This window comes from Streptomyces sp. NBC_00258 (assembly GCF_036182465.1).
Lineage (GTDB): Bacteria > Actinomycetota > Actinomycetes > Streptomycetales > Streptomycetaceae > Streptomyces.
Window position 1 is genome coordinate 8,811,032 of sequence record NZ_CP108081.1, and the last position, 26,561, is coordinate 8,837,592.

General features: G+C 69.0%; 26 protein-coding genes and 2 pseudogenes. 14 read left to right on the top strand and 14 right to left on the bottom strand.

What is annotated here, in order from left to right:
• The first annotated feature begins 293 nt into the window (after positions 1 to 293).
• The 4 genes from OG718_RS39265 to OG718_RS39280 all read left to right on the top strand — a co-directional run bounded on the left by OG718_RS39265 (position 294) and on the right by OG718_RS39280 (position 4,086).
• On the top strand, positions 294 to 1,820 hold the full coding sequence (locus OG718_RS39265) for a flavin monoamine oxidase family protein (RefSeq protein ID WP_143637994.1): 1,527 nt from the start codon (positions 294 to 296) through the stop codon (positions 1,818 to 1,820).
• Between the two features lie 166 nt (positions 1,821 to 1,986).
• Positions 1,987 to 2,925 (top strand): PAC2 family protein, encoded by a 939-nt coding sequence (locus OG718_RS39270; RefSeq protein WP_143637631.1) that lies wholly within the window; start codon positions 1,987 to 1,989, stop codon positions 2,923 to 2,925.
• Between the two features lie 122 nt (positions 2,926 to 3,047).
• Positions 3,048 to 3,656 carry a dephospho-CoA kinase gene (gene coaE, locus OG718_RS39275; protein ID WP_328846426.1) on the top strand — a complete coding sequence of 203 codons (609 nt, stop codon included), beginning with the start codon at positions 3,048 to 3,050 and terminating at the stop codon, positions 3,654 to 3,656.
• A gap of 49 nt (positions 3,657 to 3,705) precedes the next feature.
• Complete coding sequence (locus OG718_RS39280) at positions 3,706 to 4,086, top strand: tetratricopeptide repeat protein (protein WP_143637627.1); 381 nt, start codon at positions 3,706 to 3,708, stop codon at positions 4,084 to 4,086.
• A gap of 124 nt (positions 4,087 to 4,210) precedes the next feature.
• On the opposite strand, the gene OG718_RS39285 is transcribed toward OG718_RS39280, so the two are convergent.
• The gene (locus OG718_RS39285; protein WP_143637625.1) at positions 4,211 to 4,474 is read right to left on the bottom strand and encodes a DUF6343 family protein; all 264 of its coding nucleotides are present in this window, start codon (positions 4,472 to 4,474) and stop codon (positions 4,211 to 4,213) included.
• A 131-nt stretch (positions 4,475 to 4,605) separates the two neighbouring features.
• Here OG718_RS39285 and OG718_RS39290 point away from each other — a divergent pair, with 131 nt between their 5' ends.
• From OG718_RS39290 to OG718_RS39300, 3 genes are all read left to right on the top strand, one after another.
• On the top strand, positions 4,606 to 5,547 hold the full coding sequence (locus OG718_RS39290) for an acyltransferase domain-containing protein (RefSeq protein ID WP_260695234.1): 942 nt from the start codon (positions 4,606 to 4,608) through the stop codon (positions 5,545 to 5,547).
• A gap of 135 nt (positions 5,548 to 5,682) precedes the next feature.
• Positions 5,683 to 6,375, top strand: a complete 693-nt coding sequence (locus tag OG718_RS39295) for a class I SAM-dependent methyltransferase (protein WP_328846427.1) — start codon at positions 5,683 to 5,685, stop codon at positions 6,373 to 6,375.
• Between the two features lie 187 nt (positions 6,376 to 6,562).
• Entirely contained in the window at positions 6,563 to 7,033 is a 471-nt protein-coding gene (locus OG718_RS39300; RefSeq protein ID WP_328846428.1) for a DoxX family protein, read from the top strand.
• A 99-nt stretch (positions 7,034 to 7,132) separates the two neighbouring features.
• Here OG718_RS39300 and OG718_RS39305 read toward each other — a convergent pair whose 3' ends face one another.
• Positions 7,133 to 7,639 (bottom strand): RNA-binding S4 domain-containing protein, encoded by a 507-nt coding sequence (locus OG718_RS39305; protein WP_143637618.1) that lies wholly within the window; start codon positions 7,637 to 7,639, stop codon positions 7,133 to 7,135.
• A 66-nt stretch (positions 7,640 to 7,705) separates the two neighbouring features.
• Between OG718_RS39305 and OG718_RS39310 the strand changes: the two genes are divergently transcribed.
• On the top strand, positions 7,706 to 8,431 hold the full coding sequence (locus tag OG718_RS39310; protein WP_306940554.1) for a uracil-DNA glycosylase: 726 nt from the start codon (positions 7,706 to 7,708) through the stop codon (positions 8,429 to 8,431).
• A gap of 118 nt (positions 8,432 to 8,549) precedes the next feature.
• Here OG718_RS39310 and OG718_RS39315 read toward each other — a convergent pair whose 3' ends face one another.
• Both OG718_RS39315 and OG718_RS39320 read right to left on the bottom strand, forming a co-directional pair.
• Positions 8,550 to 8,957, bottom strand: a complete 408-nt coding sequence (locus tag OG718_RS39315) for a (2Fe-2S) ferredoxin domain-containing protein (RefSeq protein WP_328846429.1) — start codon at positions 8,955 to 8,957, stop codon at positions 8,550 to 8,552.
• The gene (locus OG718_RS39320) at positions 8,954 to 9,679 is read right to left on the bottom strand and encodes a GntR family transcriptional regulator (protein WP_328846430.1); all 726 of its coding nucleotides are present in this window, start codon (positions 9,677 to 9,679) and stop codon (positions 8,954 to 8,956) included. Before OG718_RS39320 ends, OG718_RS39315 begins: the two co-directional genes overlap by 4 nt.
• Positions 9,680 to 9,919: 240 nt before the next feature.
• Between OG718_RS39320 and OG718_RS39325 the strand changes: the two genes are divergently transcribed.
• From OG718_RS39325 to OG718_RS39335, 3 genes are all read left to right on the top strand, one after another.
• Positions 9,920 to 11,413, top strand: coding sequence for an NCS1 family nucleobase:cation symporter-1 (locus tag OG718_RS39325; protein WP_328846431.1), 1,494 nt, complete (start codon positions 9,920 to 9,922; stop codon positions 11,411 to 11,413).
• A 2-nt stretch (positions 11,414 to 11,415) separates the two neighbouring features.
• A complete protein-coding gene (locus tag OG718_RS39330; RefSeq protein ID WP_143637610.1) occupies positions 11,416 to 12,132 on the top strand; it encodes an aspartate/glutamate racemase family protein in 717 nt (238 codons plus the stop codon).
• A gap of 268 nt (positions 12,133 to 12,400) precedes the next feature.
• Positions 12,401 to 13,411, top strand: a complete 1,011-nt coding sequence (locus OG718_RS39335) for a glycoside hydrolase family 6 protein (RefSeq protein WP_328846432.1) — start codon at positions 12,401 to 12,403, stop codon at positions 13,409 to 13,411.
• 43 nt (positions 13,412 to 13,454) lie between these two features.
• Here OG718_RS39335 and OG718_RS39340 read toward each other — a convergent pair whose 3' ends face one another.
• From OG718_RS39340 to OG718_RS39355, 4 genes are all read right to left on the bottom strand, one after another.
• Positions 13,455 to 14,072 (bottom strand): gamma carbonic anhydrase family protein, encoded by a 618-nt coding sequence (locus OG718_RS39340; RefSeq protein WP_306940559.1) that lies wholly within the window; start codon positions 14,070 to 14,072, stop codon positions 13,455 to 13,457.
• A 9-nt stretch (positions 14,073 to 14,081) separates the two neighbouring features.
• Positions 14,082 to 14,501: a RidA family protein gene (locus OG718_RS39345; RefSeq protein ID WP_328846433.1), complete on the bottom strand. Its 420-nt coding sequence runs from the start codon at positions 14,499 to 14,501 to the stop codon at positions 14,082 to 14,084.
• A 172-nt stretch (positions 14,502 to 14,673) separates the two neighbouring features.
• A complete protein-coding gene (locus OG718_RS39350; RefSeq protein ID WP_328846434.1) occupies positions 14,674 to 15,816 on the bottom strand; it encodes an asparaginase in 1,143 nt (380 codons plus the stop codon).
• A gap of 253 nt (positions 15,817 to 16,069) precedes the next feature.
• The gene (locus tag OG718_RS39355; RefSeq protein ID WP_143637600.1) at positions 16,070 to 16,486 is read right to left on the bottom strand and encodes a MazG nucleotide pyrophosphohydrolase domain-containing protein; all 417 of its coding nucleotides are present in this window, start codon (positions 16,484 to 16,486) and stop codon (positions 16,070 to 16,072) included.
• 140 nt (positions 16,487 to 16,626) lie between these two features.
• Between OG718_RS39355 and OG718_RS39360 the strand changes: the two genes are divergently transcribed.
• From OG718_RS39360 to OG718_RS39370, 3 genes are all read left to right on the top strand, one after another.
• Entirely contained in the window at positions 16,627 to 17,784 is a 1,158-nt protein-coding gene (locus OG718_RS39360) for a peptidoglycan recognition protein family protein (RefSeq protein ID WP_328846435.1), read from the top strand.
• Positions 17,785 to 18,191: 407 nt separating this feature from the next.
• Positions 18,192 to 18,626, top strand: a complete 435-nt coding sequence (locus OG718_RS39365) for a hypothetical protein (protein WP_328846436.1) — start codon at positions 18,192 to 18,194, stop codon at positions 18,624 to 18,626.
• 151 nt (positions 18,627 to 18,777) lie between these two features.
• The gene (locus tag OG718_RS39370) at positions 18,778 to 19,527 is read left to right on the top strand and encodes a nucleotidyltransferase domain-containing protein (RefSeq protein ID WP_328846437.1); all 750 of its coding nucleotides are present in this window, start codon (positions 18,778 to 18,780) and stop codon (positions 19,525 to 19,527) included.
• A gap of 59 nt (positions 19,528 to 19,586) precedes the next feature.
• Here the strand turns inward: OG718_RS39370 and OG718_RS39375 are convergent, their stop codons facing one another.
• From OG718_RS39375 to brxD, 6 genes and pseudogenes are all read right to left on the bottom strand, one after another.
• Entirely contained in the window at positions 19,587 to 19,883 is a 297-nt protein-coding gene (locus OG718_RS39375) for a nucleoside triphosphate pyrophosphohydrolase (protein ID WP_328846438.1), read from the bottom strand.
• A gap of 61 nt (positions 19,884 to 19,944) precedes the next feature.
• Positions 19,945 to 21,717, bottom strand: a pseudogene (locus OG718_RS39380) (DNA/RNA helicase domain-containing protein); the annotation flags it as partial.
• A 114-nt stretch (positions 21,718 to 21,831) separates the two neighbouring features.
• Positions 21,832 to 22,509: pseudogene (locus tag OG718_RS54480) on the bottom strand (caspase family protein); the annotation flags it as partial.
• Positions 22,510 to 22,521: 12 nt separating this feature from the next.
• Positions 22,522 to 22,815: a Pepco domain-containing protein gene (locus OG718_RS39385; RefSeq protein ID WP_328846440.1), complete on the bottom strand. Its 294-nt coding sequence runs from the start codon at positions 22,813 to 22,815 to the stop codon at positions 22,522 to 22,524.
• A gap of 125 nt (positions 22,816 to 22,940) precedes the next feature.
• Positions 22,941 to 25,076 (bottom strand): DEAD/DEAH box helicase, encoded by a 2,136-nt coding sequence (locus OG718_RS39390; protein WP_328846441.1) that lies wholly within the window; start codon positions 25,074 to 25,076, stop codon positions 22,941 to 22,943.
• Complete coding sequence (gene brxD / locus OG718_RS39395; protein WP_328846442.1) at positions 25,073 to 26,404, bottom strand: BREX system ATP-binding protein BrxD; 1,332 nt, start codon at positions 26,402 to 26,404, stop codon at positions 25,073 to 25,075. The genes OG718_RS39390 and brxD overlap by 4 nt, the downstream gene beginning before the upstream one ends.
• Positions 26,405 to 26,561 lie beyond the last annotated feature (157 nt).

Sequence of the window (26,561 nt, forward strand, 5' to 3'; positions counted from 1 at the left end):
GCAGTGCGTTGACCTTGCCCGGACTCTGTCGTGCCCGGTGCCCGGTGCCCGGTGCCCGGCGTCGTCGTCGGCGGCGGCGGAGGCCGAGGCTTTCAGCCGGCCGGAAGCTCGCGGTTGCAGAAACTTGCGGGATACATGAATAACTGACGGGCCGTAACCGGCCATTGGGAGGCTTCCTCGGTCGTTCAAGATCGAGAAGGGGAGCCCCAGTCATGGCACAGCCTCAGAGCGGTCCTGGTACGAGTCGGCGTTCGTTCCTGCGCAAGGTGGGCCTCACCGGCGGCGCGGGCACGATGTTCGCCACCATGGGAGCCCTAGGCCTCGCCCCCACGGCCCAGGCCGCCCAGCGCGAACAGCCCTTCCACGCCCCCAAGCCGAGCGACTTCACGCTCACCGGACGCGGCGCGGCCAAGGTGGTCGTCGTCGGCGGCGGCATCGCCGGCCTCACGACCGCGTACGAACTCGGCAAGGCGGGCTACGACTGTACGGTCCTGGAAGCCAGAGACCGCACCGGTGGCCGCAACTTCACGGTGCGGGGCGGCGACACCACCACCGACCTGTACGGCAACAGGCAGACGGCCCGCTTCGGCGACGGGCAGTACATGAACGCGGGCCCGGCCCGTCTGCCCCAGTGGATGGTCACTCTTGACTACTGCCGCGAACTCGGCGTCCCGGTCGAGGTGTTCACCAACGTCAACGCGGACGCGTACCTCTTCAACGAGTCGGCCGGCATGACCGAGCCGATGCGGTACCGAACGGCGAAGGCCGATGTCTACGGATATGTCTCGGAGTTGCTCGCCAAGGCCACCGACACGGGCGCCCTCGACGCGGAGTTGACCGTCACCGACCGGGAGAGGCTCGTCGAGTTCCTCAAGGACTTCGGCGACCTGGGGGACACGCTGGACTACACGGGCGGCGAGCGCCGCGGATACGACGTCGTCCCCGCGGCCGCGGGCACCCCCGGTGTGCTCCTCGGCGACGTCCCGGCCGCCTCCGAGGTGTTCGCGAGCGGCGTCGGCCGTTACTTCTCCTTCGAGTTCGGCTTCGACCAGGCGATGTTGATGTTCCAGCCGGTGGGCGGCATGGACCGGATACCGCGCGCCCTGACGAGGGCGATCGGGGGCCATCGCATTCGCACGGGGGCCGTCGTTTCGAAGATCACCGACAAGGGGAGCGGCGTGACCGTCACGTACACCCAGGGCGGCCGGACCAGGAGCATCGACGCCGACTACTGCGTCGGCGCGCTGCCGCCCAACATCCTTGCCAGGATCCCGCACAACCTCGGCTCAGGCGTACAGACCGCGCTGGAGGCGATCACCCCGTCGTCCGCGGGCAAGATCGGCCTGGAGTACCGCTCCCGCTGGTGGGAGCTCGACCACCGGATCTACGGCGGCATCACCGAGACCGACCAGGACGTCACCCACATCTGGCACCCCTCCCACGGCTTCCACGGCGAACGCGGCGTCCTGATCGGCTACTACAACTACGGGGCCGACGCGGACGCGTACGCGAAGCTCACGCCCAAGGAGCGCGAGACACGTGCGGTCGCCGCGGGAGTGAAGATCTACGGAGCGAAGTACCGCACCGAACTGGCGTCCTCCTTCTCCCACCACTGGCGCCAGACACCCCACCTGGAGGCCGCCTGGCACGACACCGCCGGCGGTCCCGACCACGCCCGCTACAAGCCGCTCAACGAGCCCACGGGACGTGTCTACTTTGCCGGTGACTGGCTCAGCTACACGGACGCCTGGCAGCACGGCGCGTTCACGTCCGCACGCAAGGCCGTCACCGCGCTCCACGCGCGCGTGCTCGCGTCGTAGCGCCACCATGGGGTTGCCATGGCGGCGTTGCGCTGTCATGGCGAGGTCAAAGTGCTGTGGCAGCGTATGAGAAGCCGGTAAAAGGGGGCAGCGAACGAGCGTGAGCGGGGAATGCCCGTGTCCTGGTCCGCGTTGTGGAGTACGAACACGAGGAGGAGCGGTCACTGTGCTTGATCCGCAGGGTTTGTACGCATGGGAGCCGAAGGGCCTGGCTGTCGTCGACATGGCGCTCGCCCAGGAGTCGGCCGGTCTTGTCATGCTCTACCACTTCGACGGATACATCGACGCGGGCGAGACCGGCGACCAGATCGTCGACCGGCTGCTCGACTCGCTGCCCCACCAGGTCGTGGCCCGCTTCGACCACGACAGGCTCGTGGACTACCGCGCCCGGCGCCCGCTCCTGACGTTCAGGAGCGACCGCTGGGCCGACTACGAGGAGCCCACGCTGGACGTGCGGCTCGTCCAGGACGCCACCGGTGCGCCGTTCCTGCTGCTCTCCGGCCCCGAGCCGGACGTCGAGTGGGAGCGCTTCGCCGCGGCCGTCCAGCAGATCGTGGAGCGCCTCGGCGTGCGCCTGTCCGTGAACTTCCACGGCATTCCCATGGGCGTACCGCACACGCGCCCCGTGGGCCTCACACCGCACGGCAACCGCACGGATCTCGTCCCGGGCCATCGCAGCCCCTTCGACGAGGCCCAGGTTCCCGGCAGTGCCGAGTCGCTGGTCGAGTACCGCCTGATGCAGGCCGGACACGACATCCTGGGCGTCGCCGCCCACGTACCGCACTACATCGCCCGCTCGCCGTACCCGGACGCGGCACTGACCGTCATGGAGGCCATCACGGCGGCCACCGGTCTGGTCCTGCCCGGGATCGCGCACGCCCTGCGCACCGAGGCGCACCGCACCCAGACCGAGATCGACCGGCAGATCCAGGAGGGCGACGAGGAACTCGTCGCGCTCGTCCAGGGACTTGAGCACCAGTACGACGCGGCCGCGGGCGCCGAGACACGGGGCAACATGCTCGCCGAGCCGGTGGACATCCCGTCGGCGGACGAGATCGGGCTCGAATTCGAGCGGTTCCTGGCGGAGCGGGAAGGCGACGCGTAGGCGCTTCGCTGGAGGGCTTGTGTTTTGGCTGCGGGTGCGTTGTGGCTGGGCACGCAGTTCCTCGCACCCCTTTGGGGCGCCCCGACGGGGCGGTGTCGGTGGTGGGTTCTAAGCTCGTGGGCATGTTGAAGGTGGGGCTGACCGGTGGGATCGGGGCCGGCAAGAGTGAGGTGTCGCGGCTGCTCGTGGAGCACGGTGCCGTGCTGATCGACGCCGACAGGATCGCGCGGGAAGTCGTGGCGCCGGGAACCGCGGGGCTCGCGGCGGTGGTCGACGCCTTCGGCGAGGGCGTGCTCGCCGAGGACGGCAGCCTGGACCGGCCCAGGCTCGGGTCGATCGTCTTCGCGGACGCCGAGAAGCTCGCCGTGCTCAACTCGATCGTGCACCCCCTGGTGGGCGCCCGCTCCCGCGAACTCGAAGAGGCCGCCGCGGAGGACTCCGTTGTCGTGCACGACGTCCCGCTGCTCGCGGAGAACGGCCTCGCGCCGCTCTACGACCTCGTGATCGTCGTCGACGCGAGCCCCGAGACCCAGCTCGACCGGCTCGTGCGGCTGCGCGGCATGACCGACGAGGACGCCCGCGCCCGCATGGCCGCCCAGGCCACGCGCGACGAGCGCCTGGAGATCGCGGACGTCGTCATCGACAACGACGTACCACTGGAAGCCCTGCAGCGGCGCGTACGGGACGTGTGGGCGGATCTGGTCCGGCGGGCCCGGGCGGCCTCGGAATAGTGGGCCCCTCGGGGGCGTTGATGCCGTGCAGTGAGGGAAGGACTCTGCCGTGCCCGAGACCAGCGGATTCACCGGACGTACTCCGGAGACGCATGTCATCGACTTCCGTGCCGCCGAGCAGTTGCTGGCCGCGCGGGATCCGCGGGGTGCGGTGAAGCTGCTGGACCGAGTCATCGCCGCACATCCCGAGAACACCGCGGCCCGGCTGCTGCGCGCGCGTGCCTTCTTCGCGGCGGCGCAACTGCGGCCCGCCGAGCTGGAGTTCACCATCGTGCTGGAGCGTGAGCCGGACAACGCGTTCGCGCACTTCGCGCTCGCCCGCACCTATGAGCGCTCCGGCCGCTCCGACCAGGCCCTGCGCCACTTCAGGCTCGCGGCGGCGCTGGACCCGCAGCCGGAGTACGTGGCCGCGGCGCGGTTCGACTCCTGAGGCGCGGTACGGCTTCTGAGGCGTGGTACGACTTCTGACCCGGGCCGGGCCGTTTGCTGAGCCCGGTCGGCGCGTGACGCGAGGCCATTGGCGCTGAGAGGCTGCGGGCGGCGAAGTGCGCGTCCTAGAGCCGGTGTTCCGGCGGTCGGTACGGAGGGATGTCGGGGCCGGGCTGGTAGTGGGGCCCCTGGCGGATGTGCCTGAGGACCATCGCCAGATCGACGGTGACGATCAGCCACAGCACACCGCAGGCGATCGCCCAGCCAGGCCGCCCGGCGAGGAGGAACGCGACCGTTCCCGCGATCGCCCAGATCAGCCCCCACACACTGAGCCAGAGGCGCGCTCGCAGCACACTGCGCGCAGTCGTGGGTTCACTGCCCGTACGCATCGGGATCACTACTCCTACGGGGAAACGTACTCTTCGTGGTGCACGTTCACCAAGAGGCGGACGAACGGGGAGCGACTGTGCTGGTGGAGGAGCTGCGGGCGGACCAGAGGCTCGCCGGATGGCTGCGGGACCTGGAGAGCGAGGGCGAGCCCGACGGTCCACGGGCCGAGGCCGTCCTGCCGGACGCGATCGCGCTGCCGGACGTCCTGCTCGACCTGTCCGTGCCGCACGAGTACGTCAACGAACTCGTCGCGCTGCGCGGCCGGCTGGTGGCGGACCCGGAGGCGATGACGCTGCTCCGCCGGTGCGTCGCCCGGTTCGTACGCGGCATGGGGGAGATCGGCAAAGGGTGGGAGCCGCCCGCGTTCCCGGAGTCCACCGGAGCGCTGGGGCGCACCTTTCATGTGTTCGTCTTCGTCGCCGCGCTGCCGTATGTGCGCGCCTATCACCTGCAGCGGGGCGTTCCGGCGGACGTGTCCCGGCGCACCCTCGCCGACCTGGGCCGGCACATGGCCGTGCACCGGCGACGCGTCGGCACCAGCGGGCTGCTGGTGCCCTGGTGGATCGGGCTGCACTTCCACGGCGAGCTGTACCAGCTGGGGCGGCTGCAGTTCCAGCGCGCGCGGCTCGGCGGCCACACGGGGGAGGCGGCCTCGGCCGCGGGACTCGACACCGGCCCCGGCGACCTCTGTCTGAGCGTGCACATCGCCGACTTCCGGGGACCCCTGTCGCCGGAGGCCTGCGACCAGTCGCTGGACCTGGCACGGGAGTTCTTCGCCCGTCACTACCCGGACGAGCGTTACGCGGTGGCGGAGTGCCACTCCTGGCTGCTCGACCGGCAGCTGCAGCGGTACCTTCCGGCGGACTCCAACATCGTGAGTTTCCAGCAGCGGTTCCGGATCGCGTACGAGGAGACAAAGGCGGACGACAAGGGTCCCGTGGGATTCGTCTTCGGCGATCCGGAGCTGCCGGTGGACGGGTTGCCGCGGCGCACCAGGGTCGAGCGGGCGGTCGGGGACCATCTGCGGGCGGGCGGTCACTGGTACGGCGGACATGGCTGGTTCGCGTGGTGACCGAAAGATTTGTGACCAGCTCACGCCATTGACGGTCAACTGCCGGTCAGTTTCTGACCAGTTCACGGTGTCACTCGAACGAGTGGTGTCAGCGGGGGTGGGAACGGGGCGGCGGGCGCGGGCCGTTGGGCTGGTATGACGATCGAGATGCGTGAGGGACACGAAGGGGCAGGGCCCGGCGCCATCACGCCGGACGGCTGTGCGGTGGAGCTGTACTCACGGCTGTCCGTAGGGGACGAGCCGGACATCATCGCCGGGGCCGTGCCGGCCGGGTCGCACATTCTCGAACTGGGCAGCGGCGTGGGGCGTATGACCCACCCGCTCCTGGAGCGGGGCTTCACGGTGACGGCCGTGGACGAGTCGGCCGAGATGCTGGAGCGCGTGCGTGGGGCGCGCACGATATGCAGCCCCATCGAGACGCTCGACCTGGCGGGGGAGAAGTTCGACGTGGTGATGCTCGCGTCGTTCCTCGTGCACGACGGAGACGACGAGGTGCGGCGCGGAATGCTGAACGCCTGCCGCAGCCATGTCGCGGACGGGGGGTACGTGCTGATCCAGCGCGAGGGCGAGGACTACCACACGAATCTGCCGCGCGAGCGGGAGGATCCGGGCGGGTACACGATACGGATCCTGTCTGCGGACCCGGTCGGGAACGGAGTCAACTCGGTGCGGGCGGAGTATGTCTTCCCGGACGCGGTCTGGACGCAGACGTTCCTCGCCCGGCCGCTCACGAAGGAGGCGTTCGAGGAGGCGCTGGGGGAGGCGGGGCTGAAGGTCGACCGGTATCTGACGGAGGACCGGATATGGGTTCGGGCGGTGCCGGCGTGACGGCCTGATGGGCTGGCGGCGGGCCGGCGGGCCAGCGGGACCGCGTCATGGCGTGATGGCCTGACGGCTTGAAGAGGGCGAACACCCCTTGCGGGGCAAAGAATTCCTCGTGCGGCGATGAGTTTCGGACACCGGTCCGGTCTTCCTCTGTGACAGCAACGCGCACCGCTTCACACAGGAGACCTCGATGTACGAGACCACCGCTCCCGTCACCTCCGGCACCGGCACCGGCACCGGCACCCGTACCGTCATCGCCGAGTCCGCGACCGCTCGTGGCCGTCGTGCCCGCCTCGCCCTACGGGGACTGCAGGTGCTGCTCGCCCTCTTCTACGCGTTCGCGAGCGCGCTGCCCAAGCTGATCGCGCACCCCTCGGCGGCCGAGGGGTTCAACGAGATGGGCTGGGGCAGCGCGGGGATGTACAGCATCGGTGTGCTCGAACTGGCCGGTGCCGTCGCGCTGTTGATCCCGGTGCTCTCGTCGGTGGCGGCGGTGTCGCTGGGCGCGCTGATGGTGGGCGCGTTCATCACGCAGCTCACCGTGTTCGGAGGGGAGAACGCGGCGACCCCGCTCATCCTGATACTTCCGCTGGCGCTCATAGCCTGGGCACGGCGGAGGGATGCCGCGGAGCTGCCGAGGCTGATCGGCCGACGCTCCTGAGCGCCCCCATGGGGGCGCGGGGAACTGCGCGACCAGCCACGGACGGCCCGCACCCGGCGTACCAGCTGTCCCAGCGCACTCGCCCTCCCACGGCCAGGGTCAAGACGCAGGCGTCCCGGGGCCGCCATCAGGCGCCCCAAGCCCCCGCAAACGCTCCAGCTCGCGCCGATCACGCTTGGTGGGTCGCCCCGCACCCCGATCGCGGATTCCCGCTGGGGCCACGGCCTCGCGAGGCGGAGGCGGCGGACTGTTGTCCACAAGGCACTCGGCGGCGACCGGCGCCCCGACCCGCTTGCGGATCACGCGCTTCACGACGACGACCCGCTCCCGGCCGTCGTGCCGCAGCCGGACCTCGTCGCCGACGCGGACGGTGTGCGCGGGCTTGACGCGTTCGCCGTTCACCCGGACATGGCCTCCGCGGCAGGCGGCGGCACCCATCGAACGGGTCTTCACGAGGCGTACGGACCAGATCCAGCTGTCGACGCGCACGGTCTCACCGTTCGCGGGCGCGGCCGCTTTCGCGGCCTCCTTCGCGTCGGCCACGGCGGCGTCGGAGCCGCCTGTGCCGGTCCCGTCCTTGCCGTTCCCCTGAGTCCCTGAAGCCATGGTCCGACCTTAGTCCTCGACGGGCGGACAGCCGGAACCGTTTTCCGCCGGGCATACCGTGGGGGCATGGAGCAGGAGCGCAGCCTGGCCGAGCTGGACGAGCGGATCGCAGGGTGCCGGGCCTGCCCGCGGCTGGTCGACTGGCGGGAGGAGGTGGCCCGGACGAAGCGGGCCGCCTTCGCGGACTGGACGTACTGGGGCCGCCCGGTGCCGGGCTTCGGGCCGCCGGACGCCTCACTGCTGGTGGTCGGGCTCGCACCCGCGGCACACGGCGGGAACCGTACCGGGCGGATGTTCACGGGAGACCGGTCCGGGGACGTGCTGTACGCGGCGCTGCACGATGTGGGACTGGCGTCCCAGGCCACGTCCGTGAGCATCGACGACGGGCTGACCCTGCACGGAGTACGCGTCACCTCGCCCGTGCACTGCGCGCCGCCCGCCAACAAGCCGACGCCGGAGGAGCGGGACACCTGCCGGCCCTGGCTGGTGAGCGAGCTGCGGCTGCTCAGGCCCACCCTCCGCGCGGTCGTCGTGCTCGGCGCCTTCGGCTGGCAGGCCGCGCTGCCCGCGTTCGCCGAGGCGGGGTGGACGGTGCCCCGGCCCCGGCCGGCCTTCGCACACGGGGCACGGGTCGCGCTGGACGGCCCGGACCGGCCGCTGGAGCTCTTCGGCTGCTTCCACGTCAGCCAGCGCAACACCTTCACGGGGCGGCTCACCCCCGAGATGCTGCGAAACGTGCTGCGTACGGCGGCGAAGGCGGCGGAGCTGCCGACCCGGACGTACGAGGGCTGACGAGGGCTGACGAGGGCTGACGAGGGCCGACGAGGGCTGACGTACGAGGGCTGGGACCGCGCGCGACAGCCGCGGACGGCCCGCACCGCAGTACAGGCACCGCGTTTCCGCGGAGCGCTCAGCGTCGCGCCCGGTCCCGTTCGCCCGCCGACTGCACGAACTGCAGCTCAAGGGTGGCCGGAGGAGGAGCGATACCGGGGCCGCCGGCCCGCGCCCAGCGGAGTATCTCGTCGGTGCAGTCGTCGCCCATCGACCAGCCGATCCAGACGGGCCGGCCACCTCGCCTGCGGCCCTCGCCCGACGGCTGTACGACGATGATGTTGGCTTGATCGCACGGGCCGAGGCAGTCCGTCGTACGGACCGCGAGGCGGCCGCCGGAGGACTCGGCCGCGGCGCGCAGCCGGTCCAGCTGCCATTCGTGGTCGTAGTCCGGGTACTTGCGCGCGTCGCCACAGCAGCAGCCGCGGCAGACGACGAGCGTGCAGGGACGGGTCCTCGCGGCACCGACAGCCGTACGGACGGTCACGCTTCTCCCTCGGAGCCGGAGCCGGAGCCGGAGCCGGAGTTGGCGTGGGCGGCGGAGCCGGGGTCGGTGTCGCTGTCGCTGTCGCCGAAGAGGTGGCGCACCGTCGAGCGGTAGTTGGCCTGTACGTGGGCCAGGGCGTGGGCGCGGGCCCGTTCACGGTCGCCGGAGGCGATGGCCGCGTACAACTCGCGGTGTTCGGCGAGGAGTTGGGGCCACTCCTCGTTCTGGCGGGTGAGCCAGCGCAGTCGGCCGTCGACCGGCTCCATGACGGAGATCAGCAGGCTGTTTCCGGCCATCGCCAGGATCCGGTCGTGGAAACGGGTGTTGATGTCGGTGATCGTCTCCGCGTCGTCCGCGCGGGTCGCGGCCGCCGCACGGTCGAGGAGTTCCTCCAGCTCGGCGAGATCGGCCCGGGTGGCGCGCTGCGCGGCCAGCCCGGTGGCGTAGACCTCCAGGGCCTCGCGCAGTTCGAAGAGTTCCGCGACGTCCGTCGGGGTCAGACGGCGTACGACCGTGCGGCGCGGGGTCTCGAAGAGGACGAAGCCCTCGGCGACCAGGGCCCGGATCGCCTCGCGGACCGGTACGCGGGAGACCCCGAACCGCTCGGCCAGCTCACGCTCGACCAGCCGGTCGCCGGGCAGCAGCCGCCCGGCGATGATCTCCTGCCGCAGCGAGCCGAGGACCCGCTCGCGCACCGCCCCGAGCGGTTCCACCGTTGTCATGGGTCCATCCTCGCCGAACCCGGGACGGTTTTACCGAGCTGTAACCGTACGGACATGGCGAGATGTCGTCGGCGGCGAGACCATGACCTCAGTTTGGTATACCAAAACTGCAAGCGGCTGCTCCCCGAGCCTCAGACCTCAGCCCCCGCCACGCCCCGCACGCTCCCCGTCCCCCTCCGCACCGCCGACACCCCCACACACCCGCAGCCCTCCCGTCGTCCCCTCGCTCATGGAGGCCTTGTGTCCCTCGCCGATCCAGCCACAGCCACCGGCACGCCGGCGTTCGTCCCCGACCCCCGGCTCACCAACGAAGACCTCGCGCCCGCGGGCAAGCGCAACTGGAAGGTCTTCGACCTCTTCGCCATGTGGATGTCGGACGTCCACAACCTCGGCAACTACACGTTCGCGGCGGGCCTGCTGGTCCTCGGCATGAACGTCTGGCAGATCTTCACGTCGCTGCTCGTCGGATTCGTGCTCATCTACGTCGGCATGAACTGGATGGGGAAGATCGGGCAGAGCCACGGCGTGCCCTTCCCCGTGATCAGCCGCATCAGCTTCGGTATCTGGGGCGCCAACATCCCGGCCCTGATCAGGGCCGTCATCGCCATCATGTGGTACGGCATCCAGACCTATCTGGCCTCCGTCGCCGTCAACATCATGCTGCTCGCGGCCTGGCCCGGCCTGGAGTCCTGGACCCACAGCTCGTTCCTCGGCCTCGACGCGCTCGGCTGGGTGTCCTTCCTCTCGCTGTGGCTGCTCCAGGCGCTCATCATCAGCCAGGGCATGGAATCCGTACGGAAGTTCCAGGACTTCTGCGGTCCGGCCATCTGGCTCGTGATGATCGCCCTCGCGATCTGGATCCTCGCCAAGGCCGGCTGGACCATCTCGCTCACGACGACTCCGAACCCGGTCTCCGTCGGTGAACAGTGGCGCCAGTGGTTCGGTGCGATCGGGCTGATCCTCGCCACGTACGGCACGCTGATGCTCAACTTCTGCGACTTCTCGCGCTTCGCGCCCAACTACAAGACGGTCAAGCGCGGCAACTTCTGGGGCCTGCCCATCAACTCGACGGCCTTCGTGATCGTGTCGGTCATCGTGACGGCCGGCTCGCTGGAGGTGTTCGGCAAGGCCATCACCGACCCGGCCCACCTCGTCGCCGAGATCGGCAACACATGGGTCCTGGTGCTGGGCGCGCTGACCTTCGCCATCGCCACCATGGGCGTCAACATCGTCGCCAACTTCGTCTCGCCCGCGTACGACCTGGCCAACGTCTGGCCGCAGAAGATCACCTTCAAGGTCGGCGGCCTGATCAGCACGGTGGCCGCGCTGGTGGTGACACCGTGGAACCTCTTCTCCAACCCCACCGTCGTCCAGTACTTCCTGGGCGGTCTCGGCGCCTTCCTCGGCCCGCTGTTCGGTGTGATCATGCTCGACTACTTCTGGGTCAAGCACGGCCGTATCGACGTCAACGAGCTCTTCAACGCCGAGCCCGGATCGCGCTACTACTACCGCAAGGGCGTCAACCCCAAGGCCCTGTGGGCGTTCCTGCCCGCGGCGGCGGTCTCGGCGGTGCTCGCCCTCGTGACCACCTTCAGCGAGGTCGCCCCGTACTCGTGGTTCATCGGGACGGCGCTGGCCGCCGGACTGTACGCACTCCTGTGCCGCTCCGAGCGCGCCGCGGCCCCCGTCACCGAGCCGGCGCCGGCTCCGACTTCGGATCCCGTGGAGGGCTGAGCGTGCGGATCGTCGTCACCAACTGCAACACCACGCAGGGGATGACCGAGGAGATCGTGCGAGGTGCCCGGGCCGCCGCAGGCCCGGGCACCACCGTGCTCGGACTCACCCCCGCCTGGGGACCCGAGTCCGCCGAGGGCTGGCTCGACAGCTATCTCTCGGCGGCCGCCGTCATCGACACCCTGCGGACGTACGAGGGCCCGTACGACGCCGTCGTCATGGCCGGCTTCGGGGAACACGGGCGCGAGGGCGTACGGGAACTCGTGGACGTACCCGTCGTCGACATCACCGAGGCCGCCGCCCATCTCGCGTGCCTGCTCGGGCGGCGGTACGGCGTCGTCACCACGCTTGAGCGGTCGGCCGGACAGATCGAGGACAGTCTGTACGGGGCCGGAGTGGCCCAGAACTGTGCCGTCGTCGTGGGCACGGGGCTCGGTGTCCTCGACCTCGGCGACCCGGAGCGCACGGAAGCGGCTTTCGTGGCCGCCGCCGAGCGGGCCCGGGACGCGGGCGCCGAGGTCCTGGTGCTCGGGTGCGCCGGGATGACCGGGCTGCAGCGGGCGGTGGGGGACAAGCTGGGGCTGCCGGTCGTCGACGGGGTGGGCGCGGCGGTGAAACTCGCCGAGTCGCTGGTGTCGCTGGGCCTGACGACGAGCCGGGCGGGGAGCTATGCCAAGCCCCTGCCGAAACGGCGGACTTGGGGACCGCCGTCGGAGTGATTCTCTCCGCCCCCGAGGCGGCGAACGAGGCGGCGGGGCGCGGCTGACCGCAGACTCCGGAGGAGCGGCGCCGGCGCGTGGGCGGTGCCCCGCGGAGCAGTCGCCGCTGTTGCCTCCGGCGGTGGGAACGGAGTCGGTCGTGGTCGCTGGTGTCGGTGCCTGTGCCTGTGCAACTCGTGCTTGCGTCCGGTTGTGCGCCCGTGCCCGTGCCGGGTCCCGGGTCCCGGGCTGTGCCGGGGGTTGGTTCAGAGGCCGGTTCCGGGGCCGGGTGGTCGCTGTCGCGCTGGCCGCCCTGGCGGTCGCCGGGTCGGCGGTCGTGTGCGGTGCCGGGACCTCCGGTGCGCGCGGGGCGCTGCCTGGTGTCGGTCCGGCCGGGCGGGGCGAGTCCCACATCAGGGGGCCCGGTCCCGTGGAGTCCTTCTGGGTGGATCCCCGCTCCCGCGCCGCCCTGCAGGCCGCCGAATGGCGCCTCACGGGACGGACCGCAGACGCCCTGCTCATGGACCGGATCGCCACCCGACCCCAGGCCGAGTGGCTCAACGGCCCAGCATCCCGGGCGGTGGTACGGGCCCGCACCGCCGCGGCCGCACGACAGGGACGTACGGCCGTACTCGTCGCGTACTACATCCCGCACCGCGACTGCGGTTCGTACTCGGGAGGCGGGGCCTGGAACGCCGCGGGCTACCGGAAGTGGGTCGACGAGTTCGCTGCGGGGCTGGGCGACCGGGACGCGTACGTGATCGTCGAACCGGACGCCGTGGCGCAGACGGTGGCGGGCTGTGCCTCGGTCGTGGCCGAGGAACGGTACGCGCTACTGGCGTACGCCGTGGACCGTCTCAAGCGGCAGCCCGGTACCCGTGTCTACCTCGACGCGGGCAACTCCGCCTGGCTGCCGGACACTTCTCGACTGGTCGAGCCGCTCACGCAGTCGGGCATCGCACGCGCCGACGGCTTCGCGCTGAACGTCTCCAACTTCCAGACGGACGCGGCCAGTTCGGCGTACGGGAATCGGCTGTCGGCGGCTCTCGGCGGCAAGCACTTCGTGATCGACACCAGCCGCAACGGCAACGGGCCCTACACCGGCACCGATTCCTGGTGCAATCCGCCGGGCAGGGCCCTGGGAACACCGCCGACCACCGCCACGGGCTCTCCGCTGATCGACGCCTACCTGTGGATCAAGCGTCCGGGCGAGTCCGACGGCACCTGCCGGGGCGGACCTGCAGCCGGGCAGTGGTGGCCGTCGTACGCGCTGGGGCTGGCCCGGAACGCTCGCGGTTGAACGGGCCCGGCAGGTGTGGGGCGAGCTGGTCCGGGCCGGGACGTCAGTCGGTCGAGGGGTGGTCGGCGTCGAGGACGCGGTCGTCGAGGTGCGCGGCGAAGTGGTCCGCCTGCCGGGCCATGATGTCCCGCATGGAGGTGCCGCGAGGGACGCCGTACACCGTGCCCGGGAAGTCCAACTCCCTTTGCACCTCCCACAGTTCGTCATGCCGGCCAGGTGCGAAGAGCTGGGCTTCCGGGGCGCCGGCGGCGATCCAGCCGATGGGTACGACCGAGCCGGGCGGCAGGATCGAGTTGACCTGCAGCACGCTGTTGATCCGCAGCTCCGAACCGGCGCCCGCGACGGCTCCGGGGAAGACGGAGGCCCCGGTGGCCACGAAGACCTCGTCCTCGATCCGGGCGCCGTTGACGTGGGCGTGCGGTCCGATGAGTACGGCGTTTCCGATGAGCGCGGGGTGACGTCGCCGTCCCCGTACGAGGGCGTTCTCCATGACGACGACGTTCTCGCCGGTCCTCACCTCCCCGTCCTCCGCGGTGAGCACGGCGCCGTGCAGTACACGGGCCCGTTCGCCGAGGGTGACCGCGCCACAGAGGACGGCGGTCGGCGCGACGTACGCGGAGGCCGGGACGACGGGGCGCTGCCCGCGGTGTTCGATCAGCATGAGGGGACTCTAGGCCTGGTCGGAGGCGGGGTCAGGGACCACGGCCGTCGCCGTGATCTCCACGAGCTGGCCCGTGTAGCCGAGGCACGCGACGCCGAGGAGGGTGGAGGAGTGCGGGCCGACGCTGAGGCGGGAGGCTTCCACGACGTCCCACACCTCGGAGAGCACCGCGGGGTCGCCGCTCACGACATACACGTCGGTGTACGCGACATGCTCGAAGTCGCTGCCGATCGCGCGGAGTTGCTCGCCCAGGTTCGCGATCACCCGCTCGGCCTGCCGTACGGGATCGCCCGGGCCGACGAGTTCGCCGTCGGCGTTGAGAGGCACGGACCCGGCGAGGAAGGCCAGACGCGTGCCCGCCTCGACGACGGAGGCGTGGGAGTAGGTGGGCGGCGTGAAGAGGGTGGGGACGGTGACGCGCTTCAGCATGGGTGGCCTCCCGCGGACGGACCGGTGGATGTCGAGGGAATCGGTGGCTGTTGAGGGCAACCCGCCGATCATGCGGCCCCGGCTTGCGGGGCCGCATCCGAATATCCTCCGCCGATCCTCCGCGAGGTGTTGTCGGCCGCCGTCGGCCGTCACCTGGTGGCCGGCTCGGCCGTCACCTGGTGGTGAACTGGGCCGTCCCCAGTGTCGCGAACCACTCCCGTATCAGCTTCTCGTCGTTCGTCGCCGCGAGCGACAGGAGCAGCAACAGCCGGGCCTTCTGCGGGCTCAGGTCCTCGGCACCGATGACGCCGGTGGTGCCGGTCGAGTCGTACACCGCGCCCGATCCGGTACGGGTGGTCGACGCGAACGTCACCCCCTTCTTCACCGCGTCCGTCCGTGCGGTCGACATCGCGGGCGATATGCCCCCTGCGCCCGTGCCCGCCGTCACGACACCCTTGGCGCCGCCGTCCGCGAACGCCTTGACCGCCTCACCGCCCGCGTCCTGGTACGAGTACGCGATCTCCACCTTCGGCAGCGGCTTGCTCTCCTTGGCGCTCACCCTGCCGACGATCCGGTCCAGGTCGAAGGGCGTACGCCAGCCGGCCTTGCCGCACTTCTGGACGCGGGCAGGTGCCCGGTTGAGCCTGATGTTGTCCTGGTCGACGGCGCCGAGCACCCCGGAACGCCCGCTCTCGAAGGTGTCCATGCGCAGTGCGTTGCTCTTGCGGACCTCCCGGGCCGCCTGGATCTCGTCGTTGAGCATGACGACGGTCCCGTAGCACTTGGTCTTGCGGCTCGCGGCGAGCTTGATGGCGTTGTAGAGGTTGGCAGGCGCGTCCGTGCCGATGACGGTCCACGGTCGCATCGACCCCGTGAGAACGACCGGCTTGTCGCTGCGCACGGTCAGGTCGAGCCAGTACGCGAACTCCTCCATCGTGTCCGTACCGGTGGTGACCACGACGGCGTCGTTCTTCTTCAGCGCGGAGTCCACGGATGCCGTGAGCTTGCGGTAGTCCGCGATGGAGTATCCGCCCGACCCCTTGTTCCCGAACTGCTCGGTCGTCACCTCGGCCAGCCCGTTCACCTCCGGCCGCAGCTCGTCCACCATCTTGGAGATCGCGAGCTGCCCCGACCGGTAGTCCTGGAACGAGACGCGGTTCGTACTGACCCCCGAGATGGTCCCGCCCGTACCGATCACCGCCACTTCGGGCAGACCCTTCTTCTCCTCGGCATGGGCGCTTGCGCCGGCCAGCGAGGCTCCCGCGGCGACGGCGAACGAACAGAGCAGGGCGGCAGTACGGTGGGCGATCTTCACGGGTGACACGGCTCCTCGAGGGTCGGTGATCGGCGCTCGCCCGCCGACCGTAGGGAGCGGTGTTTTCCCGAGCGTTGCGTGTACGTGTCAATCACTGTGCGCGGCGATCTCCCCGGCCGGCGGGCCGAGTTGCCGGCCGCGCACCTGCCGCTCGCACTCCTCCGGGACCTCGGGTACGCCTCGGCGATGACGGCGTGGATCCGCTGCCGCAGATAGTCGACCCTTCACATGTCTGCGCAGGAGAAGATCCAGATCAGACGGTGGACTGAGGCTCCCAGCCCTGGTTCCGCAGCACGTCCGACACGTCCGGAGCCCGGTAGTGGTCCCCCTTGAGGACCTTGCCGTCGGCCCGGCGGCTGACCCGCCCGTCGGGCCCCAGCTTCGTCATGTTGGCGCGGTGGATCTCGGCGATCACCGCGTCGAGGTCGATGCCGTGCACGAGCGCGGTGCCGTATGCGACGTACACGACGTCCGCGAGTTCGTGCGCCAGCCGGTCGAGCGGCCCGGCGACGGCGACCTCCGCCACCTCGGCGGCCTCCTCCGCCAGCAACTCACCGCGATGGGCGGCGAGTTCAGGGGAGACCTCCGTGGGTGTCGTGCGGGTGTCGAGTCCGAAGGCCAGATGAAATTCATGGACGAGACGTGCGGGGGAGGAGGGGGAGGAGTGCATCCGGGGATTTTATCGAGCGGTGCGGACAGGGCCGGTAACCGGAACCCCTATGCTCCGTTGAGTCTTCAAGCATGGCTGGAGTGTGGGCCCCGTAGGCCCCGCCGCCGTCAGGAACGACCAGGAACACCTAAGGAAGCCCCATGACTGTTCCCCCCACCACCCCCACCCCTCCCTCTTCTTCCACGTCTCACCGTGCCCGGTCCCGCGTCACGCGGCGCGGGCTGATCGGTGCGGCGGGCGCGGTCGCGGCGGGCGCCGCGCTCACCCCCGTGGTGATGGCCAACACCACCTCGGACGCGGTCGGTTCGGACACCACCGACGCCGAGCCCGGCACGACCCCCGAGACCTTCCCGAAGACCCGCGCCAAGGAGGCCACGGGCGAGGCGCCCGTCGAGGCCGCCTTCCCCATCGGTTACGTGGGCGTGCGCTGGGCCGGCACCCATGAGGCCACCGGCGGCGGCATCCGGCTGACCGACGCCGAAGGCGGCAAGGGAGCCTGGAAGTCCCTGAGCGGCAACGGCTGTTCGGACAGCAACGGCGGCGCGCTGCTCATCCCGGCCGATCAGGCCTCGGGTTACGAGCTGAAGGCACCGGACGGATCAACCGGGCTGCGTTCGATGGCCATCGACACGACGCGGGGCCCGAGCCGCAAGGTGGCCGTTCCGGCGGACACGACCCGGGTGCGCGGTGTCGCCTACCTCTCGCGGGCGGCCTGGGGCGCGGACGAGAAGCTCCGCTTCAAGCCGGACGGTACGGAGAACACGCCGACGGCGTACTTCCCGTTCCAGACGCTCACGGTCCACCACACCGCCACCGCCAACGACGACCCCGACCCGGCCGCCACGGTGCGCGCGATCTACCAGCTCCACGCGATCACGAACGACTGGGGCGACATCGGCTACCACTTCCTCATCGACGACAAGGGCACTGTCTACGAAGGCCGTTACTCGGGTGACGACGGCGTCGCGGCCCACGACGCCGACGGCAAGCTCGTGACCGCCTTCCATGTGGGCGGCTTCAACTCGGGCAACCTCGGCATCGCCCTCCTCGGCAACCTGATGGACCAGGGCCCGACCGACGCCGCCCGCGCGTCCCTCACCAGCCTGGTCCGTGCCCTGACCCGCTTCCACGGGGTCGACCCCGAGGCCAAGGTCACGTACACCAACCCGGTCAACGGCACCACGAAGGACGTCAACGAGATCAGCGGCCACCGCGACTGGCTGTCGACGGAGTGCCCTGGCGACGTGATGTACGGGGAGCTCGCGAAGCTGCGGAAGGCCGCGGCGGGCACTGGCTGAACACCGACGCCAGTGCCGCGGGGGTACCTCCGGGTGCCCCTGCGGCGCTGCCTCCCGTGCCGCCCTCCCCGTACGCAATACGTCCGCCGGGCCGCCGGGTACGGGCGTTGGGGATCACTCCCACCGGAGTGCCCGCCCGACCTCGCTACGGGGAGGACGGACCGGTACTGACGCACGCGGAAACGGCCGGACGGCGTACGAGGCCCCGGATGCGCGCCGCCTCAGGGCCTCGGCAGTCGACGTACGCCCCGGCTCTCACACCATCGGCCGGCCGGACCGGGCGCGCCGATGGGCGACCCACCCGCCCCTTCCCGAACGCGCCCCGGGGAGTCCTCGGTTGCTGTGCGGGGGCGTTGTCGGTAGCTCCGGCTACCGTGGATTCCCGTATCCGAGACGAAGGGGGCCCGATGGACGCGGAGTTGGCGGCGCTGGCGGCGGCCGGGGCGACGGCGCTCGTGCAGCAGATGGTGACCGACGGTTGGGCGAACGTACGGGATCGGGTCGTCGTTCTCTTCTCACGGGGGCGGGACGAAGAGGCCGTCGTGGGTGAGTTGGAGGAATCCCGGGCCGATCTCGTCGCCGCACGGGACGCCGACGACGAGGAGGCCGCGGCGGATGTCCAGGTGTCCTGGCGCATCCGGCTCCGGCGCACACTGCGCGACGATCCCGCGGCCGCCGCCGAACTCCGCGCGCTGCTGGACGAGTTGACCCCGCCCTCCGCGGTCCCCGCCCCGGGCTCCCTCCACAACGCCATCAGTGGCGACGTGCAGCACAGCGCCGTGGTCCAGGCGCACACGGTCGAGGGCGGCGTGACGATAGGAGTGCCCCCGCGGCGACCCTGACGCGCCTTTCAGGAGCGCGGCCCGGGAGCGACGCCTGTGATGAGCGACCTGGACCTGGAACGACCGCCTCGTGGATGACGCCCTGTTCCTGTGGCCAAGAGCCCTGTGAGCAACAAAACCCTGTGAGCGACAACCCTGCGAGTGACCGCCTGTGAACGACTGCGCATTTCTCGACTCCGTCACCGACCGCCTGGCCGCCCTCCCGGCGGTCCGGGCGGTGGCCCTCGGCGGCTCCCGAGCCCAGGGCACGCACACGCCCACCAGCGACTGGGACCTGGCCGTCTACTACCGCGGCGACTTCACCCCCGCCGCCCTCCGCGCCGTCGGCTGGGAGGGCGAGGTCTCGGAGATCGGCGGCTGGGGAGGAGGCGTCTTCAACGGCGGCGCGTGGCTGACCGTCGACGGGCGCCGCGTCGACGTCCACTACCGCGATCTCGACGTCGTCGAACACGAGCTGGCGGAGGCGGAGGAGGGCCGCTTCCACGTCGAACCGCTGCTCTTCCATCTCGCCGGAATCCCCAGCTACCTGCTGGTCGCCGAACTGGCCATCAACGAGGTGCTCCACGGCACACTGCCCCGACCGGCGGCCTACCCGGAGAAGCTCCGCCACACCGCCCACGCCCGCTGGCACGACACCGCCCTCATGACTCTCGCCTACGCCAAGGCCAACCACGCCCCGAACGGCCGCCGCACGGAGACCGCGGGCGCCATCGCCACGGCCGCCATGCAGGCCGGGCACGCGGTACTGGCGGGACGGGGGGAGTGGGTGACGAACGAGAAGCGGTTGCTGGAGCGGGCGGGGTTGCGGGGGGTCGACGACATTCTGGGGAACCTTCCCGTGACGCCGGAGATGCTGGTGCGCTCGGTTGCCGAGGCCGAGGCAATGTTCGAGGTTGGCTGAGCCTTACAGAGGAGCGAACCGTCGCTCTTGCAGCTTTGGAGATGTCCCTGGCAGGGCGCTTAAACGTTACCGGCCCAGACGATCCCCTTGGTGAAGCCGCCTCGCTCGGCCGCCTTTTTCTTCCTGAGCTGTTCCAACTGCTCGGGCGTCAGATCCAGTTCTGCCGCGAGGGCATACACCACCTCAAGAATGTCGGCAAGCTCTTCTGCGGAGTTGTGCTCGTCGGCCTTGACGAACTCGGTGACTTCTTCCTCGAGTTTATGTCGTAGCCGAACGCGATATTCCTCGGGGTCCGCTGTGTGAGTGCGCGGTTGGAGGCCGGCTCCACGAATGATGTCAGGGATCCGATCGCGCACCAGTTTTCCCTCCAAAAGTAACCTCATTTCATCTACTGCCCCATGGAAGGCGCCGAAGACTCTATGCTGGTTTCGGGGCAATATCCATGGGTTTCACGAGCTCTCGCAATTTAGCCCGGGTTTCAGGGTCTGTGGAGTAGATTACCGTTCCAACCATGCCGCGAGTGAGCAGTACTTTGTAGGTATTGCGGATGAGTTGGTCCACATCTCGGTCCGGTGTGGATTTCTTGAACGCCGGATCCTTGGACGCCGAGCGGTTGGTGACCCAGCGGTCGGTGCGCCAGACCAGGTCGGGGCCGAGGATGACGCCGCTCCAGTCATACTCGAAACCCTGCGCCGTGTATACGCAGCCCACCTGCCCGAAACCGGCAGGATCGGTTGCCCAGAGGGCCGATGGCGGAGCGCCAGCGACTGACTTGTCACCGAATACGTTCCAGGGGCGACTCCATCCGCCTATGACGACATCTTCCGGCAGATTCTGACCTGGAGGAACCTTTTTCGTCCATGGCCAGCAGTATCCAGCAGATATGCGGGCGTTGTACTCCTCGAACCGTCGGGCGATGAGCCAGGACTCAAGCTCCTCGGGGCTGTCGGCCACTCGAAGCGTGATTTTGCCGTCGGGTTCCCACGGAATGGGCCCGCCCGGTGCGAGCTCGAGGAGCCGGACGACCCACTGCAAGTAGGCCTCGCTCCCTCCGCATCGGAACTGATCGGTGAGTGAGACCACGTGGGACGTCAGACCCCTGGCGGTGGCTGCTGCCTTGATGTCCGCTACCGTTCCGGTTTCACCAGGGCGCACCACCTGATGTTCGTCCAGGAGGAAGACAGGAACTCGGGCAACGTCGAGCAATTCCTCGATCTGCGGCTTTCCGGTGCGATGCACAGCCCTGGTGAAGCGGTTCGCCGAGGTCTCCCTGAGTCGGTGGGCCTCGTCGCAGATGAGAACGTCGAGCTCGTTCGGCTCCGAGGCCATGAAGCTGTTGAAGTACTTGAAGAGTCCTCGTACCCGCGGGCTGCCGGCTCCCACGACCTTACGCATGGTCTTCGTGAAGGACTGGGAGCCGGTGGCATGGGCCACCGTGTGTCCTTGCCGGTCCAGTTCTCCCAGAAGAGACAGTGCGATCACGCTTTTTCCGGAGCCCGGGCCGCCAGTGACGATCACGACCTCCTTCTGATCCGTCCCTTCCGTCTTTCGGACAGCGTTCAGTACCAGTTCGTAGGCCAGGCGCTGCCTGTTGAGGAGAATGAACTGTTCTTCCTTGCGTACCTCGTCCACTGCTGTGTGCATGAGCTGTGTGGAAGGCCGGGGCTTTCCGGCAAGTAGAGTGGCGGCGGCGTGCGCCCCGGAGAGCGGAGCGAACCTGTGACGCAAGAAGTCGATGAACCGTTCCTGGTTGTCGCCGGTAAAGACCATCGCGCGATTGCTCTGGTCGGTGCCAAAGAGACCGCTGGCGCTGGACTCGGTCGCGTCGGGAAGGAACGTTGCACCAGTGATCTGTTCCGAGTGGCCGAAGAGGGTACCGTTGAAAGCGGCCAGATAGTGGCTGTAAGCCCGGACTTCCTCAACTGGGTTGAGGGTGGGGTCGGTTTCGCCGTCGACCTGGCAGAGCGTGGAACTGTCCTCAAACGGCTGGACCGAGGTCCAGTCCTTGAGTTCGACCACGACGTACGAAGGGTCCCTGGTGACTGGGTGGTGGCCGGCAAGTACTAGTGCGGCCCGCATACTGCTGAGCGGCAGATCGACGTCCTTCAATATTTCGACCTGCCCCAAGCCGGCCGTGGCAAGCAACTTGGTGATGGATGACTCTTCTTGCTGTGAGCCGGCCCTGGAGGGCCCTGATGTACTGGCCGGTGGTGTTGGTAGAACGAGGAAGTCTCTTTTGTCAACATCCGTCAGAATGCGAATGTTTTGCAGTGACCGCTTCTTTGCATATGCGCGATGTAATTTTTCAATGCGCCGCTGAATCGCAGCTTCAAGATCTTCGAGGCTTGACACCTGTGGTTCTTGTTCGACGACGTCAGCCGCCGCTCGGGAGAAGAGGCTGAAGCTGTCACCCGGAACTGTCTCTATGGCGGCCGAGTCCTCGATTTCTTCGTCGTTGCGGACGTAGAGAGCCAACTGCGCTGGAGAGCATGCGTACACATAGGCAACCTTGCGCTGGAGGGCCGCTGTGATCTTTCGCTTCCCCCAACGCCTGTTGCTCGAAGACATGGTTCCGAGGTCGACGCCTTCACGGCAGGCGTCAATGAGAAAGACCACGCGTTCAGCCAGAGTGTTCTCCAGATCTCTGGCCCAGTCGATCTTGATGCCGGTTCGGTCGACGATGTCGAGGTCGGCGTCTTCAGGAAGCAGGTAATCGGCGCCGTCGATATGAATCCCGTGCCCGCTGAGCGCGATCAAGAGCACATCGTGCCGACCTGCACCGGACAGGAGCCTGCTTATCTTCCCCTCGACGAAGTTCGGTGTAACACCCCGTGGGGACTCGGCGACATCGACCGCCTCGAAACCTCTGGACCGGAGGGCCCCGGCAAGTCGCTCGAGGTCAGCCCTCACGAACGGGAGAGGGGGCAGGCCGGGGGCGTCGTAGTCACTCGCCCCGATGAGGAGGGCTTTGAAGCGCTGCATCTACTCGGCTCCCTACGCGCGCTTGAAGGTGAGGGTGAGCCCCCGAGCGCTCTGTATCTGGCCCGTTCCTATGAGTTGGACCCCTCCGCTGGCTGTCACCTGGAAGGAGAGCTGTGCTTCGGCCAGGGGCAGTGCGCCTCCGCGCTCGGCCACGTCGGCGAATATCTGCTGGAGTGCGTCGACCGTCTCGGTGAGGTTCTTGCGCAGCGGGCCGAGAGGGACCGAGCGCAGCACCGCCTCGGAGTCGTTGCCGAAGATCCCCATGGTGTCGTCGGGTGTGGAGCCGTCAGCGTCATCCGGTGACACCCAGAAAGGAAGTGTCTGCTGGCTTGCGTGTTCCGTGTGCTGACCCATGAACTTCCCCTGCTTTCCTTGAGCGGCGGTGTGCCAACCCTAGATCGACATGGGAAAGGGTGTGCGACAGTCGACGGTCATGGCTCGGAAGTGAAGCGTACGGGCGCTGCCAGTGCGGCCGTCGCGCCTTCAAGGTCCGCGAGACGGGCGGCGAGTGTGGCCTCCGCGAGCCGTTGGGGCAGAGCGACACTGAACTTGAGGCCGGTCAGTGCGCGTTCGTCGACTGCTGGGAGGCACAGCTGTTCACCAGCCGCAGACTTGGCTTTGCTCCACTCCTCCGCGGTCAGGTCCTCGCGCAGCCGGAGGTATGCGTCGGTGGGGCGCTGTAGAGGATCAGTGATGCCGGAGAGTGTGGCGGCAAGGGTGGCATTGGCTCGGTAGCCGGCCCAGGTCCACCAACGCACATTCGTGTCGCGCCCGCCCCGCACGATCACCGTGCCGTCGGAGTGCACTACTTCGGCGCCGGCCTCCCGGATCTGGGCGAGGGCACCCGAGGCACGCCGGGTGAGTTCCACAGGAGGAATCACGCCGAGCAGAACTTCTCGCGCTGCTTGCGTGAGCTCGTACGAAGCGGTGCGGAAAAGACCGAACCCACCCCAACGGGCTCTGCCGCCTCCCTCCACGGGCTCGACGAAGCAGCGGCGCCGTGACCAGTCGATGTAGGTCACCTGCCAGCTGCGTCCGGCGAGCAACAGCCGTCGAGGGCCGGCGACTTCCTGGGTCAGCAGGACAGGGTCCGTTGTGCCGATCTCGGTCCGGCCCGACAGCACTGTGAACTCCGGCGCCGCGGTGAACACGGCGGTGAGATCCATGAAGTGCCGGTAGCCGAAGCGGCGCTCTGCCTCAGGACCGATGAACAGCATGCCGCCGTCCCGGTCCAGGTAGCCCTCGTCCAGCAGATGGCGCACGATCGGCTCGGCACCGGGACCGAAGGGGCCGAGACCGCCCCACCACTCCTGCCACAGCTGGTCGCCGACCCGATGCTCCTGGAGACAGAGCGCGAGGATTTGCTGAGCGACGATGTGCCGCGGCTCCGGAGGTGCCACGACCGGTTCCACCCAACCGCGTGACCACAGGAGCAGAAGCGCTGCCGCTGAGAGCAGGCCGGTTTCGTCGAGGGCCAGGAACAGGCAGTTGCGCATCGAGCCGGGTCGTCGGCCGGTTCGGCCCAGGCGCTGCAAGAACGAGGCGACGGTACCGGGCGCGTCGATTTGGATGACCCGGTCCAAGTCGCCGACATCGATGCCCAGTTCGAGTGTGCTGGTGGACACGATCACGCAGTCGCGTGCCTCGGCGAAGGCTTCCTCCGCTCGGCGCCGCTCGTCGGTGGACAACGACGCGTGAGAGAGGAAGGTGGCCACGCCCTTGGCACGCAGGCTCGCGCCGAGTTCCTCGACCTGTCTGCGCGACTCGCAGAAGACCAGCCGTTTTTCGCCGTGGTGGAGAGCTGCGATCACCGTTGCAGCATTGGCCAGTGAGCCCACGTAATCGAGCTGTACATCCCCTGGCGGTGGCAGGACCGGTGACTCGTCCCGCAGGTGCGGGGCAACGACATGTGCCGTGCGCGTTCCGGCGCTCGACCCCTGCAACCAGCTCAGCAACTGCTGTGGATTTCCCACCGTCGCGGAGAGCCCGATCCGCTGTACCGGCCGCTTGACCACGCGTTCCAACCGTTCCAGCACAGCCAGCAGATGCCAACCCCGGTCGTCGCCGGCGAATGCGTGCACCTCGTCCACCACGATGGCGCGCAGCCCCGAGAAGAAGGCCCGGTGGTCGACATTCACGCTGACGAGCATCGCCTCCAGAGACTCCGGAGTGGTCAGCAGCACATCCGGGCGCTCCCGCAGGATCAGCTTGCGGCGAGACTGGCCGATGTCGCCGTGCCAGAGCGCGGCTGTGCGCCCCAGCCAGGAGGTGTATGTCTCAAGCCGCGGAAGCAGGTTGTTGAGCAGTGCCTTGAGCGGGCACACGTACAGCACCGAAGTGCCGGTCCAGTTCTCCTGCGCCATCCTCGACAGCAGCGGGAAGGCTGCGGCCTCGGTCTTCCCGCCCGCGGTAGGGGCGAGCAACACGGCGTCCGAGCCGTCGAGCAAAGGCGTGATCGACTCTTCCTGGAGCGGGCGCAGGCCCGGCCAGCCCAGAGAGTTGACGATGTGGTGGATCAGGCCGGGGTGCAGTCGGTCAAGCGGATCCGGGGCCCCGGGCACCGTCACGGCAGCTCCAGCTCGATGTCGTCGGGGCTTGCTGCCGCGTTGCGCTCGATCTCGTTCAGCTCTCCCGAGTTCACGGTCAGCGCGTAGTGACTACGGGGATCGAAGTCATTGAACTGGTCGACGCGATCGAGGACGTCACCGACAAGTTTCTTCAGGAACAGCCGTGGTGCCACCCCCACCTTTCCGCCGAGTGCCCCGCCGACGGCCTTGGCCAGATCGGCGATGTACGCCTCGTCCACAACAGCCTTGACGCGCTCGGGCGACGAGGCGCCCTCTGCGTAGAGATCGCGGATGGTGATACCCAGGCTTACGAGGGAGTCCAGTGTGAAGCCCGACAGCCGCAACTGCACAGCGCGGGGATTGTCGAACCGGGGGTCGGTCGTGAAGTCGGTGGCCAGCCGCTGAGCGAGCGGAGCGAGGCGTTGCACGCCCTGCTGGCCGTCGAAGAACGCAGGGGTCCCGGTGATCAGCAGATACAGACCCGGGAAACGTCCGGAGTGCACCTCGTCGATGAGCTGCCGCAGGGCGTTGAGCGCTTTGTCGCGTGCGTCGGAGCGGACCCGCTGCAGTGTTTCCACTTCGTCCAGTACGAGGACGAGGCCCACATGGCCCGAGTCGCGCAGCACGGTGAGCAGCCCCTGCAGAAAGCCCAGGGCGCCGAAGTGGTCGAGGTCACCGCGGACGCCGGCAGCCTTGCGTGCGGAGGCGGCGACGTGCGGCTGTCCTCCCAGCCAGGCCATGACGGCTGAGGCGGTGGCTTCGTCGCCTGAGGTGAGGGCGGCGCGGTAGCCGCGGAGGGCGGTCGCGAACGAGGGCGCGTGCCGGGACACTTCGGTGAGTCGAGTCGTCATCAGCTGTTCGACCCTGGTGGAGAGGTCCTCTTCCGCGGCACCGTCGGCGAGTGCGTCCTCCTCCAGGGTGTAGAACCACGAGTCCACAACGGGTCGCAGCGCGCTCGGCGGGAATCCGGAGGTGGCCAGCCGTTCGGTGAGGCGACGGTAGACGGTCTCCAGCTTGTGCAGAGGTGTCTCGGTCTCCGAGATCTGGACCTCGGAGACGGCGAAGTTGAGCCGTTTGGCGCGCTCGCCCAGCCACCGTGCGAAGAAGGTTTTGCCGGATCCGTACTCGCCACGCACCGCCTTGAAGACGGAAGCCCCCGACTTCACCGCGTTCAGCTCGGAGTCCAGTGCGGTCTCGAAGCGGTCCAGGCCCGTGGCCAGCAGGTCCAGCCCGCGCTCGGGGACAGCCCCTCGTCGCAGAGCATCGATCACGTCGCGGCGCCGGGCGGGACTGACGAGGGGGGCTCGATCTGGGCGGTCTGTGCTCACGTCGCCAGTCTTCCATCCGGTTGGTGTCGTGGCGCACGGACTTGCAGGTCGTTCTCTGTGGACTCCTACCCCTCGTACGCTCCGCTCGTGCACTCTGAGTGGCTGGATTTGTTCGGTGTATGAGGGGAGGCGGGTGAAAACCTTGACGTCCGTTTGA